General features: G+C 62.0%; 19 protein-coding genes and 1 tRNA gene. 6 read left to right on the forward strand and 14 right to left on the reverse strand.

The window, feature by feature from the left end; translation table 11 throughout:
* Nucleotides 1-10 precede the first annotated feature (10 nt).
* Together lptM and argH are read right to left on the reverse strand one after the other, a co-directional pair.
* Nucleotides 11-205 carry an LPS translocon maturation chaperone LptM gene (gene lptM / locus K6M89_RS23830; protein ID WP_004671378.1) on the reverse strand — a complete coding sequence of 65 codons (195 nt, stop codon included), beginning with the start codon at nt 203-205 and terminating at the stop codon, nt 11-13.
* A gap of 151 nt (nt 206-356) precedes the next feature.
* Nucleotides 357-1,760, reverse strand: a complete 1,404-nt coding sequence (gene argH, locus K6M89_RS23835) for an argininosuccinate lyase (RefSeq protein ID WP_222141208.1) — start codon at nt 1,758-1,760, stop codon at nt 357-359.
* Between the two features lie 23 nt (nt 1,761-1,783).
* Here argH and tlpA point away from each other — a divergent pair, with 23 nt between their 5' ends.
* Nucleotides 1,784-2,446, forward strand: coding sequence for a thiol:disulfide interchange protein TlpA (tlpA, locus tag K6M89_RS23840; protein WP_222141209.1), 663 nt, complete (start codon nt 1,784-1,786; stop codon nt 2,444-2,446).
* A 179-nt stretch (nt 2,447-2,625) separates the two neighbouring features.
* Here the strand turns inward: tlpA and K6M89_RS23845 are convergent, their stop codons facing one another.
* The 7 genes from K6M89_RS23845 to K6M89_RS23875 form a co-directional block, all read right to left on the reverse strand.
* Nucleotides 2,626-3,507 (reverse strand): 3-hydroxybutyryl-CoA dehydrogenase, encoded by an 882-nt coding sequence (locus K6M89_RS23845; protein WP_038691587.1) that lies wholly within the window; start codon nt 3,505-3,507, stop codon nt 2,626-2,628.
* Nucleotides 3,508-3,645: 138 nt separating this feature from the next.
* Nucleotides 3,646-4,575 (reverse strand): electron transfer flavoprotein subunit alpha/FixB family protein, encoded by a 930-nt coding sequence (locus tag K6M89_RS23850; protein ID WP_222141210.1) that lies wholly within the window; start codon nt 4,573-4,575, stop codon nt 3,646-3,648.
* A 23-nt stretch (nt 4,576-4,598) separates the two neighbouring features.
* Entirely contained in the window at nt 4,599-5,348 is a 750-nt protein-coding gene (locus tag K6M89_RS23855) for an electron transfer flavoprotein subunit beta/FixA family protein (protein WP_222141211.1), read from the reverse strand.
* Nucleotides 5,349-5,534: 186 nt separating this feature from the next.
* A complete protein-coding gene (locus K6M89_RS23860; protein WP_222141212.1) occupies nt 5,535-6,323 on the reverse strand; it encodes a rhomboid family intramembrane serine protease in 789 nt (262 codons plus the stop codon).
* A 33-nt stretch (nt 6,324-6,356) separates the two neighbouring features.
* On the reverse strand, nt 6,357-6,935 hold the full coding sequence (locus K6M89_RS23865; protein WP_097584638.1) for a cob(I)yrinic acid a,c-diamide adenosyltransferase: 579 nt from the start codon (nt 6,933-6,935) through the stop codon (nt 6,357-6,359).
* A gap of 414 nt (nt 6,936-7,349) precedes the next feature.
* Nucleotides 7,350-7,553: a twin transmembrane helix small protein gene (locus tag K6M89_RS23870; RefSeq protein WP_064686421.1), complete on the reverse strand. Its 204-nt coding sequence runs from the start codon at nt 7,551-7,553 to the stop codon at nt 7,350-7,352.
* A gap of 18 nt (nt 7,554-7,571) precedes the next feature.
* The gene (locus K6M89_RS23875) at nt 7,572-8,405 is read right to left on the reverse strand and encodes an SDR family oxidoreductase (RefSeq protein ID WP_222141213.1); all 834 of its coding nucleotides are present in this window, start codon (nt 8,403-8,405) and stop codon (nt 7,572-7,574) included.
* A gap of 76 nt (nt 8,406-8,481) precedes the next feature.
* Between K6M89_RS23875 and K6M89_RS23880 the strand changes: the two genes are divergently transcribed.
* Nucleotides 8,482-9,405, forward strand: a complete 924-nt coding sequence (locus tag K6M89_RS23880; protein ID WP_097584644.1) for a YihY/virulence factor BrkB family protein — start codon at nt 8,482-8,484, stop codon at nt 9,403-9,405.
* On the opposite strand, the gene gluQRS is transcribed toward K6M89_RS23880, so the two are convergent.
* Complete coding sequence (gene gluQRS, locus K6M89_RS23885) at nt 9,370-10,251, reverse strand: tRNA glutamyl-Q(34) synthetase GluQRS (RefSeq protein WP_222141214.1); 882 nt, start codon at nt 10,249-10,251, stop codon at nt 9,370-9,372. The genes K6M89_RS23880 and gluQRS overlap by 36 nt on opposite strands.
* Before the next feature lie 47 nt (nt 10,252-10,298).
* On the opposite strand from gluQRS, the gene K6M89_RS23890 reads away from it, so the two are divergent.
* Together K6M89_RS23890 and K6M89_RS23895 are read left to right on the forward strand one after the other, a co-directional pair.
* The gene (locus tag K6M89_RS23890; protein WP_097584648.1) at nt 10,299-10,943 is read left to right on the forward strand and encodes a DNA-3-methyladenine glycosylase family protein; all 645 of its coding nucleotides are present in this window, start codon (nt 10,299-10,301) and stop codon (nt 10,941-10,943) included.
* Between the two features lie 111 nt (nt 10,944-11,054).
* The gene (locus K6M89_RS23895; RefSeq protein ID WP_010031546.1) at nt 11,055-11,612 is read left to right on the forward strand and encodes an HNH endonuclease; all 558 of its coding nucleotides are present in this window, start codon (nt 11,055-11,057) and stop codon (nt 11,610-11,612) included.
* 111 nt (nt 11,613-11,723) lie between these two features.
* On the opposite strand, the gene K6M89_RS23900 is transcribed toward K6M89_RS23895, so the two are convergent.
* Nucleotides 11,724-12,239: a disulfide bond formation protein B gene (locus K6M89_RS23900; protein WP_222141215.1), complete on the reverse strand. Its 516-nt coding sequence runs from the start codon at nt 12,237-12,239 to the stop codon at nt 11,724-11,726.
* 24 nt (nt 12,240-12,263) lie between these two features.
* Nucleotides 12,264-12,854, reverse strand: a complete 591-nt coding sequence (locus K6M89_RS23905) for a YqaA family protein (protein WP_064686427.1) — start codon at nt 12,852-12,854, stop codon at nt 12,264-12,266.
* A 196-nt stretch (nt 12,855-13,050) separates the two neighbouring features.
* Here K6M89_RS23905 and K6M89_RS23910 point away from each other — a divergent pair, with 196 nt between their 5' ends.
* Nucleotides 13,051-13,341, forward strand: a complete 291-nt coding sequence (locus K6M89_RS23910; protein WP_222141216.1) for a hypothetical protein — start codon at nt 13,051-13,053, stop codon at nt 13,339-13,341.
* 63 nt (nt 13,342-13,404) lie between these two features.
* Here the strand turns inward: K6M89_RS23910 and K6M89_RS23915 are convergent, their stop codons facing one another.
* Nucleotides 13,405-15,153 (reverse strand): cation:proton antiporter domain-containing protein, encoded by a 1,749-nt coding sequence (locus K6M89_RS23915; RefSeq protein WP_222141217.1) that lies wholly within the window; start codon nt 15,151-15,153, stop codon nt 13,405-13,407.
* 431 nt (nt 15,154-15,584) lie between these two features.
* Here K6M89_RS23915 and K6M89_RS23920 point away from each other — a divergent pair, with 431 nt between their 5' ends.
* Nucleotides 15,585-15,872, forward strand: coding sequence for a hypothetical protein (locus K6M89_RS23920; protein WP_097584691.1), 288 nt, complete (start codon nt 15,585-15,587; stop codon nt 15,870-15,872).
* A gap of 115 nt (nt 15,873-15,987) precedes the next feature.
* Here K6M89_RS23920 and K6M89_RS23925 read toward each other — a convergent pair.
* Nucleotides 15,988-16,072 (reverse strand) — tRNA-Leu (locus tag K6M89_RS23925).
* Nucleotides 16,073-16,095: the final 23 nt, after the last annotated feature.

The following is a 16,095-nucleotide window of genomic DNA, read 5'->3' on the forward strand; positions in this document are numbered from 1 at the left end:
GGCTTATGCCTTAAAGAAGAGGATCGAGAAGGAAGGGCTTGTCAACGGTTCCCGGCTGTTTCGTCGGCTTGGAAACGTCGCCTTCTTTCGTTGCCGCAGCACTCGGCGGGTCGAGATCGCCCTTACGCCCGCACCCGGCAACAGCAAGGCCGATGACGGCGATGACTGCCGTCAAGCGAATGAGGTGCGGCAAGCTCTTCTGCATGGATATCCTCTTGTACGAGATATGGCGGACATCGTTCATTCCGAACGATGGACATCTTCATAGCGAAGTTTCTCCGCCTTGTGCACCCTGATTGTTGGACGGTCTTTCCCCGTGCGGGGGAAGGGCGAAGCGGCGTTTCGCTTCGCCTTTTTTAGTTGCGGGCGCGCCAGAAGGCGATCTGCTTGCGCACCTCGGAGGGGGCCGTGCCACCGAAGCTCTTGCGGCTGGCGACCGAGGCTTCGACCGTCAGCACGTCATAGACCTTGTCGGTGATTGCGGAATGGATCGCCTGCAGGTCGGCGAGCGGCAGCTCGGCCAGGTCGCAGCCCTTGCTTTCGGCCAGCGCGACGGCGCGGCCAGTCACGTGATGGGCCTCGCGGAAGGGCAGGCCGGCTTCGCGCACCAGCCAGTCGGCAAGGTCGGTCGCCGTCGAGAAGCCGGAGCCGGCCGCCGCCTTCATGCGCGCGGTGTTGACGGTCATGTCGCGGACCATGCCGGTCATGGCGGCGATCGCCAGCTCCAGGCTCTCGGCTGCGTCGAAGACCTGTTCCTTGTCTTCCTGCATGTCCTTGGAATAGGCGAGCGGCAGGCCCTTCATGATCGTCAGCAGTGCGATCAGCGAGCCGTTGATGCGGCCGGTCTTGGCGCGCACCAGTTCGGCCGCATCCGGGTTCTTCTTCTGCGGCATGATCGAGGAGCCGGTCGAGAAAGCGTCGGAAAGGCGCACGAAACCGAACTGCGGCGTCGACCAGATGACGATCTCTTCGGCCAGGCGCGACAGATGCATGCCCGTGATCGCGGCGATCGCCAGGAATTCGATGGCGAAATCGCGGTCAGAAACCGTGTCGATGGAGTTGCGGGTCGGCTCGCGGAAACCGAGCGCCTTGGCGGTCATGTGGCGGTCGATCGGATAACCGGTGCCGGCAAGGGCGGCCGCACCGATCGGGCTTTCGTCCAGGTGCTCGATGGCATGGCGCACCCGCGAGCGGTCGCGGCCGAACATTTCGACATAGGCCATGCAGTGATGACCGAAGGTGACGGGCTGGGCGGTCTGCAAATGGGTGAAGCCCGGCATGACGCTTTCGGCATGTTCCTCGGCGCGATCGAGGAAGGCGGCAATCAGGCCGGTCAGCATCTTCTCGGTCTTCTCGAGCTCTTCCTTCACCCAGAGGCGGAAGTCGAGCGCGACCTGGTCGTTGCGCGAGCGGGCGGTGTGCAGTCGGCCGGCAGCCGGTCCGATCAGCGTCGCCAGGCGCGCCTCGATATTCATGTGGATGTCTTCGAGCTGGCGCGAAAATTCGAAATTGCCGCTTTCGATTTCTGACAGGATCGTGTTTAGCCCGTGAACGATCTTGTCCTTATCCTCGGTCGAAATGATCCCCTGATGGGCGAGCATCGTCGCATGGGCGATGGAACCGCGGATATCCTGCGCGAATAGCTTCTTGTCGAAACCGATCGAGGCATTTATCTCCTCCATGATCGCGTCCGGGCCGGAGGCGAAGCGCCCACCCCACATCTGGTTGGAGGATTTGGTGTCCGTGTTGCTCTCGGCCATGGATGCCCGTCCTGGAGAATGAAATGACGACAAAAAAACCCTTCGGTCTGCCGTCGGTAAAACTGATCGCAATCGCCGCCGTTGCAGGCGTTGTTGCCGGTGCGGCAGCGGTATACGTGAAGGAGACGGGGATTGGCAATGGCGTCGGCGATACGGCTTCGGCCGAATGCCCGCTGGCGCGGGAACGCGCCGCCACTCTGGCGCCGCTGATGAAGGGGCAGGTTGCCGCGATGGTCGCCGCCAATGAGCCGCGCAAGCTGACCGGGGTGTCCTTCAACGGCCCTGACGGCAAGCCGCTGACGCTCGACCATTTCGCCGGCAAGACCGTGCTGCTCAATCTCTGGGCCACGTGGTGCGTGCCCTGCCGCGAAGAGATGCCGGCGCTGAACGCGCTGGAAAAGCAGATGGGCGGCGACAAGTTCCAGGTCGTGCCGGTCAATATCGATACCGGTGATGACGAAAAGCCGAAGACTTTCCTCGCCGAGACGGGTGTCGATGCGCTGCAGCTTTATCGCGACAATACGATCGGCGTCTTCAATAGCCTGAAGAAGGAAGGTCTCGCCTTCGGCCTGCCGGTGACGCTGCTGCTCGACGACAAGGGCTGCCTGATCTCCGCCATGAACGGACCCGCCGCCTGGGACAGCGACGACGCCAAGACTTTGATCAAGGGTGCGATCGGATCGTGAGGATATCGGTCAGGAGTCGCCATTTCCTCTGATCAGGAAAACGCCGGCAATTCCGATAAGGACGCAGCACTGCAGCAGGAACATCGGTGTTTCGGTCGACATGGCGTTTCCCCCCGTTCACGGCAAGGAAAGCATTTCGCGGGCGTCCGGTCCATTCGCCCTTTTTGGTGATGTCCCGCTTAGCGCGTCGGGACGGGCACTTCGCCGCGATAGTCGTAGAAGCCGCGGCCGGATTTGCGTCCGAGCCAGCCGGCTTCGACATATTTCACCAGCAACGGGCAGGGGCGATATTTCGAGTCCGCCAGGCCGTCATGCAGCACCTGCATGATCGACAGGCAGGTGTCGAGGCCGATGAAATCGGCAAGCTGCAGCGGCCCCATCGGATGGTTGGCGCCGAGCTTCATCGCCGTGTCGATGGCGTCGACCGTGCCGACACCTTCATAGAGCGTGTAGATCGCTTCGTTGATCATCGGCAGCAGGATGCGGTTGACGATGAAGGCCGGGAAGTCCTCGGCGACGGTAATGGTCTTTTCCAGCGTGCCGACGAATTCCTTGGCGGCGGAGAAGGTCTTCTCATCGGTGGCGATGCCGCGCACCAGTTCGACCAGCTTCATGACAGGCACCGGGTTCATGAAATGAATGCCCATGAAGCGTTCGGGGCGGTCGGTGGCGGCGGCAAGCCGGGTAATCGAAAGCGAGGAGGTGTTGGTGGCCAGCAGCGCTTCCGGCTTCATCACCGGACAAACCTGACTATAAATCTTGCGCTTGACGCTTTCGTCCTCGGTGGCCGCCTCGATGACAAGATCGGACGGAGCGAGGTCATTGACATCGGCGGAGCCGGTGATGCGCGACAAGGTCGATTTACGTTCCTCATCAGTCATCTTGCCGTTCGTCACCAGGCGGGCAAGATTGCCGTTGATGGTGGCAAGGCCGGATTCGATGCGGTCCTGCGAGAGATCGTAAATGTGAACCCTGTACCCTGCGGCGGCCGAAACATGCGCGATGCCGCAACCCATCTGGCCGGCACCGATGATCCCAATATTCTTCAACACCGCACTCATCTCCAAACCCCCGCTCGGCAGTCGCCCCCGCGTTGCCGCACTATTTTAGCATTACTGCCGGACGAAAGATCGCCCGGCAGCAGATAAAAGACAATTTTCCAGTCATTCGCAAGTGCGAAAGAAAAGCATGGAGCTCGCTCAGAGCGCCTTTTCCAATTCCGGCAGGGCGTCGAACAGATCGGCGACGAGGCCGTAGTCGGCGACCTGGAAGATCGGCGCCTCCTCGTCCTTGTTGATGGCGACGATCACCTTACTGTCCTTCATGCCGGCCAGATGCTGGATGGCCCCGGAGATGCCGGCGGCGATATAGAGATCGGGCGCCACCACCTTGCCGGTCTGGCCGACCTGCCAGTCGTTCGGGGCATAACCGGCATCGACAGCCGCACGGCTGGCGCCGACGGCAGCCCCCAGCTTGTCGGCAACCGGCAGGATGACCTCCTTGAACTTCTCGGCCGAGCCGAGCGCGCGGCCGCCGGAGATGATGATCTTCGCCGAGGTCAGCTCCGGACGGTCGGAGGCCGACAACGCGTCCTTGACGAAGCGCGACAGACCCGGATCGGAGATCGCTGCGATCGCCTCCACCGTTGCCGAACCACCTTCCGCGGCGGAAGCAAACGAGGCGGTGCGCACGGTGATGACCTTCTTGGCATCGCTTGCCTGCACCGTCTGAATGGCATTGCCGGCATAGATCGGCCGCTTGAAGGTGTCGGGGCTGACGACCTCGATGATCTCCGAGACCTGGGCGACATCGAGCAGGGCAGCGACGCGCGGCAGCACCGTCTTGCCGACCGAGGTGGCGGCAGAAAGGATCGTATCGTAGCTGCCGGCGAGCGAGACGATCAGATCGGCCAGCGGTTCGGCCAGATTGTTGGCAAGCGCGTCGCTTTCGGCGAGCAGCACTTTGGTCACACCGGAAAGCTTGGCGGCCTGATCGGCCGCAGCCTTGGCGGCCTTGCCGGCGACGAGGATGTGCACGTCGGAGCCGATCTGGTTTGCTGCCGTCAGCGCCTTGGCGGTCTGGTCGGAGAGGTGATTGCCGTCATGGTCGGCCAGAAGAAGAATGGTCATGATGGTGTTCTCTCTTTCCTGGCTTACAGCACGCCGGCTTCGTTTTTGAGCTTGTCGATGAGTTCGGCGACCGACTTGACCTTGACGCCGGCCTTGCGGCCGGACGGCTCCTCGGTCTTCAAGACCTTCAGCCGCGGCGTCGTATCGACGCCGAAATCGGCCGGGCTCTTCTTGTCGAGCGGCTTCTTCTTCGCCTTCATGATGTTCGGCAGCGAGGCATAACGCGGCTCGTTCAGACGCAAGTCGGTGGTCACAACCGCCGGCAGCTTGATCTCGATCGTCTGCAGGCCGCCATCGACCTCGCGGGTGACCTCAGCCTTGCCGTCACCGATCTCGATCTTCGAGGCGAAAGTCGCCTGGGCCGAACCGAGCAATGCCGCCAGCATCTGGCCGGTCTGGTTGGAATCGTCGTCGATCGCCTGCTTGCCGGTGATAATCAGCCCCGGCTGCTCGGCATCGGCCACCGCTTTGAGGATCTTGGCGACGGCGAGCGGCTCGACTTGATCGTCGGTCTCGACCAGGATCGCCCGGTCGGCACCCATGGCCAGGGCGGTGCGTAGCGTCTCCTCGGCCTTGGCCGGGCCGATCGAGACGACCACCACTTCTTCCGCCTTGCCGGCTTCCTTCAGCCGCAGCGCCTCTTCCACCGAGATCTCGTCGAACGGGTTCATCGACATCTTCACATTGGCAAGCTCGACACCCGAAGCATCCGGCTTCACACGGATCTTCACGTTGTAGTCGACAACCCGTTTGACGGGCACGAGAATCTTCATGGGGGTCCTTCCTTCAAGAAAACTGGCTTCAGCGAGGCTTTAAGGAAAATGCGCGCTCACACGCCGCTTCGATTGTCGAATGGCGACATGGATACGCGTTTTTCCCCCAAATACAACGCTTGCATGGCGCAGGTAGGGGATTGCTTCGGCAATATATGGACGTTTACGTGCACGTCAATATATCTGTCAACGTCGGTCACGACCCCAGGGAAGACGCTCGATCCGTCCGTCCGTGCCGGCCGCAACGGCCGTGCCGACGCCGGCTTCGTTCCTCACGGCGCGCGGCGTCACGATTTTCCGATCGAAGAGCGGTACGCCGCGACGACGCAGTGCCAGGATTAAAACAGCGCCGGCAAGAATGCCGCCGACATGGGCGCCCCAGGAGACGTCGGCATCGGGCGCAAACGCCAGCATGAAGAACTGTTGGCCGATCCACAAAAGCAGCGGCACGAAGGCCGGCAGGGGCAAGGGTACACGGAAGAACACCAGCACCCAGACCCTGACGCGCGGATGCAGCATGACATAAGCGGCAACGACCCCGGAGATCGCCCCCGAGGCGCCGACCAGCGGCGCTTCCGGCGTCGTCGTCAGCAAGCCGTGGCAAAGCGCGCCGGCGGCCGCGCAGAGGAGGTAGAAGACCAGGAAGCGCATATGCCCCATCGCATCCTCGACATTGTCGCCGAAGACCCAGAGGAAGACCATGTTGGAGGCCAGATGCCAGAAGCCCGAATGGACGAAGGCATAGGTGAGATAGGTCAGCGGCTCCGGCACGATGTCCAATCCCTCAGCCAACTGCGCCTGCCCGAAGGCGACCGCCGGGATGTAGCCGAGGCCGACCGTCGTTGCCTGGGCAGCCTGTTCGCTCTCCAGGCTGGTAAAGAGCCAGACTGCGACATTCAGCGCGATCAAGGCCAGCGTCACCCACTGGACCTTGATATGTTTCAGCGTATTGGCGTCGTGAAGTGGTATGAACATCAAGGCCCCCCGGCAATCGTGATCGCGGCAAACCTATCTGTTTTTTCCCGGAACCCAAAGCACATCCGCACGACCCTGGTGATTTGCATGGCGGGCCGCGACGAAGAGGAAATCCGAAAGCCGGTTGATATATTTCATCGCAGGCCCGCCGACGATTTCGCCCTCCATGCGCGCCAGCGTCACCATCAGCCGCTCGGCCCGCCGCGCAATCGTGCGGGCCAGATGCAGATGCGCGGCGGCCGGGCTGCCGCCCGGCAGAATGAATGATGTCAGCGGACGGAGGTCGGCGTTCAGTCGATCGATATCGCGCTCGATGCGCTCGACCTGCGTCTCGACGATCCGCAGCGGCTCGTAGGCCGGCGGTTCGCCGGCGTCGGGCGTCGCGAGATCGGCGCCCAGGTCGAAGAGATCGTTCTGGATCGACATCAGCATGGTGTCGAGGTCGGCCAAGTCTGTCGTGTAAAGCCGCGCTAGGCCGATCGCGGAATTGGCCTCGTCGATCGTGCCATAGGCTTCGACGCGCAGATCGTCCTTCCGGCGGCGCGGGCCGGAAGCTAAGCCTGTCGTGCCGTCGTCGCCGGTCTTCGTGTAGATCTTGTTGAGCTTCACCATGCTGCACCGCCGATCGAGGGGAGGGCGGTCGCGCTCACCCGTTTTGCCTTATCAAGTCGGTTCAGCCCGGTGCCGACATCGTCGGTTGCGCTGGCGGACAGCGTCCCTGACACGGGTGTATACGCCGTGAGTGGTTTCTTCGACCCACCCCACGCTCCGTCATGCTCGGGCTTGACCCGAGCATCCACACCGCATCCATCAGCAGCTACGGGGATGGATCCTCGGGTCAAGCCCGAGCATGACGGAGGGTGGGGTTGGGCTTCTGCCCCCAAGTCCTTTGGCGCGGGAGAACGTCGGATTTTGTTATTCACCGCGCGGACGCGCGGTGGCTGGATTCCTGTGACGAGCACAGGAATGAGGGAGTTCGAGGAGGCGATAGTAGCCATATTTACCCCTCTATCGTTAGGTCAGTCCTCAGGTCGGGCGGCCGCCGCCGGTGATCCAGAGCGTCAGCATGATCAGGATGACGGCGACTGCCTGCAACAGGACGCGAAGCTGCATCAGCTTGTTGGAAAGGTTGGCGTCGCCGCCCTTCATCATGTTGAAGAGGCCGCGGATCAGCACGAGGGCGACGACGCCCATGACAATGACCGCAAGGATATAGGTGATTGTGGACATGGCATTCAGCTTTCTCAGTCAGTCCGTCCAGCGCATCAGGCGGTAGAAGAGGTCCGCCGGAAGCAGCCGCTTCAGGAACATGCCCTGTTTAGCCGGAGTCGTTACGGGATAATGTGGCCTTGGATTTTTCGAGTTCAATGCGTGTTTCAATACCGAATAGACCGCCTCGGGGCCAAGTTTATGGCGATTGACCGGCCCCGAACCGTCGAGCCTCGCCAACTGCCTGATATAATCGGCCGCGTGCGGCGAGTTCTCGATGTCGATGTTTTCCTTGATCTTTGCGAGCGCATTGGCGGTGAAACGGGTGGCGATCGGTCCGGGCTCGATCAGGCTCACATGGATGCCGCTGCCGTGCAGCTCCATGCGCAGGGTGATGCTGAGGCCCTCGAGCGCGAATTTGGAGGCGGTGTAGGCGCCGCGATAGCGATAGGGGACGACGCCGAGAATGGACGAACATTGGACGATCCGGCCCTGCCCATGTTTGCGCATCGACGGAATGACCTGCCGCGTCAATTCATGCCAGCCGAAGAAATTCGCTTCGAACTGGGCGCGCAGCGCTGCCGTCGAAAGATCCTCGACGGCGCCCGGTTGGCCATAGGCGCCGTTGTTGAAGAGCGCGTCGATACGGCCGTCGCTGCGTTTCAAGACGGTGTCGACCAGCTCGGAAATCGTCTCGATCCTGGCATAGTCCATCAACAAGGCTTCGATGCCGTCGGCTTCCAGACCCGGCAGATCATCCGTTTTGCGCACCGTCGCAAAGACGCGCCAGCCATCGGCTTTCAGCGCCCGGGCGCAATGCGCGCCTATGCCGGAGGAGCAGCCGGTGACGACGATTGTGCGCTCTCCCGCCATGGAATGATTCCTGTACAAAATGGGACTCGTTTCCCATATTCGGCCAGAGGATACAATGTGGAAAGCCGGAGACGGAATGCGGAAGGTGCTGCGCACGATCTACGACGTGGTCTATGACGCGATCTGTCACATGGTCGAGGATGACGGATTTGCGATGGCAAGCCACGTCGCGCTGTCGAGCCTGCTTGCGGTTTTCCCGTTCCTGATCTTCGGTACCGCGCTTGCAAGCTTCCTCGGCGCCGATCAGTTTTCCTCCACCGCCATCCATCTGATCTTCGACACCTGGCCAGAAGCGATCGCCAAGCCGCTGGCCGACCAGGTGCTGCAGGTCCTGACCATTCAACGCGGCGGGCTGCTGACGATCTCGGTGCTGGCGGCCGCCTATTTCGCATCGAACGGCGTGGAAGCGCTGCGCATCTCGCTCAATCGTGCCTACCGGGTGCAGGAAACCCGGGCGTGGTATTTCACCCGCCTGGCCAGCCTCGGCTACGTACTGATCGCGGTGATCATCTTCGCCGCGATCAGCATTCTGCTGGTGGCGGTGCCGTTGGCGCTCGATTATGCCAGGAATTGGTTTCCGCTGTTTGCTGATACGCTCGGCATCGTCTTCAGCTGGCGCATTTACGGCACGCTTGTCGTGCTGACCGTCGGCCTGCTGGTCATGCATCTCTGGCTGCCGGCCGGCAAGCGGCGGGTTTTCGACGTTATTCCGGGGGTCTTGCTGACGCTGCTTCTCTGGCTCGCCGGCGCGCTGATCTTTGCCTATTATCTGGCGACCTTCGCCAATTATACGGCAACTTATGCCGGTCTCGCCTCGGTGATGATCGTGCTGATCTTTCTCTATATGGTCGGTGCCATCTTCATTATCGGCGCGGAGATCAATGCGGCGCTGATCAAGTTCCGCGTCTTCCGGATGTTCTCGCATACGCTTTCCGTCGTCGGGCGAGAGCGTGTTGAACGGCGCTCAGAGCCCGACAAGGCGGCGAATGTCGGCCCCTGACATGCCCCGGGCACGTAATTCGGCAAGCCCGCTGTCACCTTCGCTTTTCGAAAGCTTGCGGCCATCGGCGTCGAGAATGAGACGATGATGGTGGTAGAGGGGTTGCGGCAGGCCGAGCAGAACCTGCAGCAGCCGGTGCACCGAGGTGGCGTGGAAAAGGTCGAGCCCGCGCACGACATGGGTGACGCCCTGCAGGGCATCATCGACGACCACCGACAGATGGTAGCTCGAAGGAGCATCCGAGCGGGACAGGATGACATCTCCCCAGACGCCAGGTTCGGCGGCGATCTCGCCTGTCCTGCCGTCGCCGGTTTCCGTCCAGAACAGCAGTTCGCCGATCAGGTCGAGCGCCTTGCGCATGTCGAGCCGCCAGGCATGTTTTTTCCCGGAGGAAAGGATCTCCCGCCATTCGGTTTCCGGCCGCTCGCGATCAATCGGCGGATAATGCGGCGTGCCATCGGGATCGCGCGGCCAGGATTGGCCCGTTGCCTCATAGGCGGCGACACGCGCCTTCACTTCGCCGCGCGTCAGGAAAGCCGGATAGACCAGGCCGCGTTCGATCAGCGCATGCAGCGCCGCCTGATACTCGGGAAAATGCTCCGACTGGCGCCGCACCGGACTTTCCCAGTCGATCTCAAGCCAGTCGAGGTCCCGCAGGATGCCGGCCTCGAATTCGGGGGTGCAGCGGGCCTGGTCGATATCCTCGATGCGCAGCAGCAGGCGGCCATGCAAGGCTTCGGCCATGTCGCGGTTCAAAAAGGCCGAAAGTGCATGGCCGAGATGCAGCGAACCGTTGGGACTCGGCGCAAAACGAAAGACAGGTTTTTGACGCTCGCTCGTGGTCATGCTTTCTTCTGCCACGGATTTTGGTTTTGAACCACTGGGAGGACGCGGTGCAGATCATCCGCAACGACGATGACGTCAGGCTGGGGCTCGAGGCGCTGCTTCGCCTCGATCCGCGCCTTGCACCGATCGCCGCGGATGTGGGGCCCCTTCCGCTGCGGCTGCGCGAAGCCGGTTTTGCCGGCCTTGCCCATATCATCGTCTCGCAAATGGTCTCGCGCGCCAGCGCCGAGGCAATCTGGCGGCGCATGCTGCCGGCGGATGGCCCGCTGACGGCGGAAGCTTACCTGCTGCTTCACCCCGAGGCATGGCGGGAATTCGGCCTGTCGCGCGCCAAGGCCGATACGCTGACGCGGATCGCTGAAGCGGTTGCCTCCGGCCGCCTCGATCTTTCCGGGCTCTGCCTGAAGCCGCCGGGCGAAGCGCTTGGCGAATTGACGGGGCTGAAGGGCGTCGGCCCGTGGACGGCGGAGGTCTATCTGATGTTCTGCGGCGGCCATGCCGATGTCTTTCCGGCCGGTGATGTCGCGCTGCAGAATGCCGTCGGCGCCGCGCTCGGACTTGCGGCGCGGCCGCAAGCGAAGGCGCTTGCCAAGCTTTCGCAGGTCTGGTCGCCGTGGCGCTCGGTGGCAGCCCGGCTTTTCTGGGCCTATTACGCCACGAAAATGCGTCGTGACATGGTGCCGGTCGGCTGATCGGCCACACTCTTTAAATTGCCTTTATCCTCTGAATTTATTGGACTTCACAATCCTGTAACAACCGGCCTAATATACAGGTGCAGATGCCGAATCGATCAGGAGAGTCCCTTGACGATTGCAGTCTCCCCGCAGGCCCTGCCGGCGCTCGTCCTGAACGCTGACTACCGGCCGCTGAGTTATTACCCCTTGTCGCTTTGGTCCTGGCAGGACGCGATCAAGGCGGTATTTCTCGACCGTGTGAACATCATCGCAGAATACGAACACTCGGTTTCCTCGCCGAGCTTTTCGATGCGGCTTCCGAGTGTCGTGTGCCTGAAGACTTACGTTCAGCCATCCCGCAATCCTGCTTTCACCCGATTCAACGTCTTCCTGCGCGACCGGTTCGAGTGCCAGTATTGCGGCTCTCATGACGACCTGACCTTCGACCACGTCATCCCGCGCGCCCATGGCGGCGAGACGACCTGGGAGAATGTCGTGGCGGCCTGCTCGCCCTGCAATCTGCGCAAGGGCAGCAAGCTTCCGAAGCAGGCAGGCATGTTCCCGGCGCAGAAGCCCTATCAGCCGACGGTGCAGGACCTGCACAATAACGGCCGGCTGTTTCCGCCGAATTACCTGCATGACAGCTGGCTCGACTATCTCTACTGGGATACGGAGCTGCAGCCCTGACCGCGCCCGTCTACAGCGCGTCGCATCGATTGCGTTCCACAAGCCGCGGTTTGGCACTTTGCTTCCATGTCGTTATCAGCGGCGCGTCGCGCATGGTCGCGGCGACATGCGTCAAGCGGCTTTGCGAACGCCGGTGAAGGCGAGGGCCGCAAGCAGGATCCCGGCAATCACGTTCCAACCCGCAAAAGAGAGGCCGAAAACCCTGAGCGCCGCATCGGTGCAGGATGGACCCTTGATCGTATTGAGTTCGCTGAGCAGATCGCCGGCATTGGTCGTCATGCTGCTTGCCGTGGTCGAGCAGGTGGCCGGGCCTGGCCAGAAGTGCCATTCGACGCCGGCGTGATAGACGCCCATGCCTGCGGTGACCAGCATCAGCATGCCGGCTGCGAGAATCATTGCCCGGGAAATCCAGTTCGGCAGACCCGCGAGCTCGCAGATCGCAGCGAGAATGGCGATCGGAATTGCGTAGTAATAGGGCTGGCGCTGCAGCAGGCACAGTGCGCAGGGAATATAGCCGCCGACATACTGGAAGCCGAGGGCGGCGCCGACCGCCGCCGCCATGCCGATAGCGAGCAATATGGAATAGATGAAGCCGGGACGGGCGAGCGGCGAGGCGGTGGCAGTCATGGCGGAGCTCCGCGAAAGTTTGGTCTAGTGAGCGAAAGAGCGGTAGCCGAAATATAGCACGATTGCCGCAGCGGCACCGATGCCAACGAGCTGGCCGAGGCGCTTCTCGATGAAGTCACGGATCGGCTCGCCGTAGCGGCGCAGCAGCCAGGCGAGGAAGAGGAAACGGGCGCCGCGGGCAATAATCGCCGAAACAATGAAAAGGCCCAGATTGACGTGAATGACGCCGGACAGGATCGTGACGATCTTGATCGGCGGCAGATGCGCAAGACCCGACGTGACGAGCAGCAGCAGGATCCACTCGTAGGTGACATAGGCCTTCATCTGCTCGAAGGCGTCGAGTTTGCCGTAGAATTCGAGAACTGGCCGCGCCACCGTCTCATAGGCGTAAAAGCCGAGCGCCCAGCCGGCGATGCCGCCGAGCACGGAGGCGACGGTCGCAACCAGCGCGTAGCGATAGGAGCGTTCCGGTTTGGCGAGCGCCATCGGCAGGAAAAGCACATCGGCGGGGACGAGAAAGACGGAGCTTTCGACGAAGGCGATGACGGCGAGCCAAACTTCGGCCGATTTGCGCGCGGCCAGAGACATGGTCCAGTCGTAAAGTCTGCGGAGCATTCCGTTCCCTTCCTGTTGCGGCGCAAAAGAGCTTTAGGGGCCGTGCGCGGCCCTGTAAATGCTTGGCCGTGTCCTTCGTGCCACCCGCCGCCTAAAAATTTCGTGATTCGGGCATCGATGCCTCTCCCAAGATTTCATGGGATGGCGAATCGGCCATTGTGAGGCAGGCTGGTTTGAGGGCGACGTGCAGGGTGGCATGAGAATGTTCAAAGTGATCGAAGGCGGCCGCGCTCAGGCCGTGCAGATGGATGACGGGCTGGGAGCAGGACGGGGACCGAACAGGGACGATGTGCTTGGGGAAGCGGCCCGGAGGCTGAACGAAAGCGGTTGTCATCTCTCCCGCGTTCGGGAATTCGCAACCGGCGTGCCGATGCTGGCGTCTCTGAAATACCTGTCGCTGCAGATCGATTTCGCAGCCGAGACGCTGTCGCGGCTCGATCCGATCCCGGAGGATTTCCGTTCCGACGGCTATTGGCCGGCAGGCTGACAGTATCGCACAACGGGCTTGCAGATAGGTCTGTTTGGCGCCCGAACTCCGGGTGTCTGCGCGTCAGGACAGATCCATCGACTTTTCCCATTGCTGACGCAGCACGTTCATTTCCGTGCGCTTCTGGGCCATTTCGCTGACGATCGCCCGCAGGTTGGGATGGTGCGACATGAACATGTTGAAGTCGCGCCGCTCGAGGACTTCGAACTGGCAGAAATCGACGGCGATGACGTCGGCCGTGCGCCGTCCGCCGCTCAACAGCGCCATCTCGCCGAAGAAGGCGCCCGGTTCGAGGCGGATCGCGCCGCTGGCGAGCCGCACCTCCACGGCACCCGAGGAGATGAAATACATGCTGTCGCCGCGGTCGCCGCGGCGGATGACGCGTTCGCCGGGCGGGGCCGACTTCGCCTTGAAGAGCAGCAGCAACTCCTCCTGCGCGTCCTCGCCGACCTGGGAAAACAGCGGGAAGGTCTCGATCAGCTGCTGCATCTTCAGCTGGTGCTGACGTTCGCGCTCCTCGCCGAGCGCCCTGATTTTTTCCAGTTCCTTGCCGAGTGTCTTCTGCCTCTTCCTGCCATAGCTTTCGAAGAGTGGGGGCCATTTCGAATGGATATATTTTTTCAGCCCCTCGCTGGCAAAGATCACGATCGGATTAAGTGTGATCGACAGGATCGCGGCGGCAAGGATCAGATCCTGGCCCTCATGCGGCAGAAGCCCGAGCGAGACGCCGAGGCCGGCGAGGATGAAGGAAAATTCGCCGATCTGAGCAAGTCCCCCGGCCAAGGTCAGGCCCATGCTGATCGGATAGCGCAGCAGCATGACGATTGCGAAGGTGATGATGGCCTTGCCGAAAATGACGAGCGCCAAGGCGCCGATTACGGCCAGCGGCTCGCGGACCAGGATCGAGGGGTCGAAGAGCATGCCGACGGAGACGAAGAACAGCACGGAGAATGCATTCTGCAACGGCAGCGAATCGGCGGCCGCTCTGTGGCTGAGCTGGGATTCGCTCATGACGACACCGGCGAAGAAGGCGCCGAGCGCAAAGGAGACGCCGAAGATCGCGGCTGAGCCGAAGGCGATGCCGAGCGCGATCGCCAGCACGGTCAGCGTGAAGAGTTCGCGTGAGCCGGTGCGGGCGATCATCGTCAGCAGCCAGGGCACGATCCGCGGGCCGAGGAAGATTGCCATGGCGGTGAAAGCCGCCACCTTCAACAAGGTCAGCCCGATCGTCAGCGCCAGCGGCAGTTCGCCGAGGCCGTGATTGGTCGTATCGACCGCGTGGCCGCCGAGAAGCTCGGCCAGCGCCGGCAGCATCACCAGCGCCAGCACCATCACCAGATCCTCGACGATCAGCCAGCCGACGGCGACGCGCCCGCTCGGCGCGTTGACGAGATTGCGCTCCTCCAGCGCCTTCAGAAGAACCACGGTACTCGCAACCGACAGGCTGAGGCCGAAGACCAGGCCGGCGCCAAGGCTCCAGCCCCAGAGTTTGCAGAGACCAATACCCAGAAGGGTGGCCAGGATGATGCGCCCGATCGCGCCAGGCACGGCGAGCCCGCGCACGGCCAGCAGGTCGGAGGCGGAAAAATGTAGGCCGACGCCGAACATCAGCAGGATGACGCCCATCTCGGCAAGCTGGCCGGCAAGCGCGGTGTCGGCGACGAAGCCGGGCGTGAACGGCCCCATCAGGATGCCGGCCATCAGATAGCCGACGAGCGGCGGCAGCCGGAGCCGGTCGGCGCCATAACCGAGGACCGCCGCGAAAACAAAACTGACGGCGACCGTCGCGATGAGTCCTACTTCCTGATGCACGTCCGCCCTCGCCGATGGTAACGGCGCCACCTTGGACGAAGCGCAAGCAAAGTTAAATAGTTGATTTGCGTTTTAGGAGCCTCGTTCGCGACCCCGGCCAGTCGGAAACAGATGTCGTCGGTAAAGACCCGCCACGGTCGGCGCGCCGCTGATGTTGGAACCGGTTCTAGCTTGCGTCTTTGGCCTTCATCACGGGAAGGGGAACGAGAGGCGGACGATGATCCTGAACTCTACTGTGGCGGGGCTTGCCGGGCGCTGTTACAGATGAAAATCTCAGACAAGGGCGAGGCCCAGTTCCTGCGTCAGCCGGTTTTCACCTTTCGTGGCCCTGATGGCGCGCAATGTGGTGGTGAAAAACCTCCGTCGATGTTATGAGCACGCCTTCGGTCGAAGCGCATTCCCAGCGCAAGGACCCGCACAGGATTTTCAGTATGATTGAGCTTACCCCGTCCCAGATCGCAGGACTCAAACTCGCCAGGGATGGAGACCTTTATCCTCAGCCGGCCAATAAATGGACGCATCAGAACGCGACCGTAACCTACGCAAAATCCGATCGGTGGAAAGAGCGGCCTCAGAAGGTGAAATCGGTCACGGCAAAGACGCTGAGTGAGTTGAAAGAGCCGGGTTTCCTCGTCCGGCGGCATCTGGACGACGACGCATCAAAGGACGTCTACGGCATCACCATGGCCGGCAAGATGTGGCTGTTGAAGAACAAATAGTTTCAGTTGGATGCGGATTGTTCCGTCGGGATCGAGGTGCTGCGCGTTGAAACCAGTCCGCCTTCGTTTCTGACGGAACTACGGCTCGCCGAGCCGAAGCTCACCGAGCGGAGGCTGGTGCCCCATGCCGGGGTCGAACCAGCACTTCTTTCGAAACTCGATTTTGAGTCGAGCGCGTCTACCAATTCCGCCAATGGGGCAACGGATACCGACGAGGCGGGTG

Origin of the sequence: Rhizobium croatiense (assembly GCF_019793465.1) — a bacterium.
Classification (GTDB): Bacteria; Pseudomonadota; Alphaproteobacteria; order Rhizobiales; family Rhizobiaceae; genus Rhizobium; species Rhizobium croatiense.

Coding starts and splice junctions, on each gene's coding strand:
- tlpA (WP_222141209.1), top strand. CDS start 1,784: ATGACGACAAAAAAACCCTTCGGTCTGCCGTCGGTAAAACTGATCGCA.
- K6M89_RS23860 (WP_222141212.1), bottom strand. CDS start 6,323: ATGTTCATACCACTTCACGACGCCAATACGCTGAAACATATCAAGGTC.
- K6M89_RS23910 (WP_222141216.1), top strand. CDS start 13,051: ATGAGAATGTTCAAAGTGATCGAAGGCGGCCGCGCTCAGGCCGTGCAG.
- K6M89_RS23905 (WP_064686427.1), bottom strand. CDS start 12,854: ATGCTCCGCAGACTTTACGACTGGACCATGTCTCTGGCCGCGCGCAAA.
- K6M89_RS23875 (WP_222141213.1), bottom strand. CDS start 8,405: ATGGCGGGAGAGCGCACAATCGTCGTCACCGGCTGCTCCTCCGGCATA.
- lptM (WP_004671378.1), bottom strand. CDS start 205: ATGCAGAAGAGCTTGCCGCACCTCATTCGCTTGACGGCAGTCATCGCC.
- K6M89_RS23900 (WP_222141215.1), bottom strand. CDS start 12,239: ATGACTGCCACCGCCTCGCCGCTCGCCCGTCCCGGCTTCATCTATTCC.
- K6M89_RS23845 (WP_038691587.1), bottom strand. CDS start 3,507: ATGAGTGCGGTGTTGAAGAATATTGGGATCATCGGTGCCGGCCAGATG.
- K6M89_RS23855 (WP_222141211.1), bottom strand. CDS start 5,348: ATGAAGATTCTCGTGCCCGTCAAACGGGTTGTCGACTACAACGTGAAG.
- K6M89_RS23865 (WP_097584638.1), bottom strand. CDS start 6,935: ATGGTGAAGCTCAACAAGATCTACACGAAGACCGGCGACGACGGCACG.
- gluQRS (WP_222141214.1), bottom strand. CDS start 10,251: ATGACCACGAGCGAGCGTCAAAAACCTGTCTTTCGTTTTGCGCCGAGT.
- K6M89_RS23880 (WP_097584644.1), top strand. CDS start 8,482: ATGCGGAAGGTGCTGCGCACGATCTACGACGTGGTCTATGACGCGATC.
- K6M89_RS23870 (WP_064686421.1), bottom strand. CDS start 7,553: ATGTCCACAATCACCTATATCCTTGCGGTCATTGTCATGGGCGTCGTC.
- argH (WP_222141208.1), bottom strand. CDS start 1,760: ATGGCCGAGAGCAACACGGACACCAAATCCTCCAACCAGATGTGGGGT.
- K6M89_RS23850 (WP_222141210.1), bottom strand. CDS start 4,575: ATGACCATTCTTCTTCTGGCCGACCATGACGGCAATCACCTCTCCGAC.
- K6M89_RS23920 (WP_097584691.1), top strand. CDS start 15,585: ATGATTGAGCTTACCCCGTCCCAGATCGCAGGACTCAAACTCGCCAGG.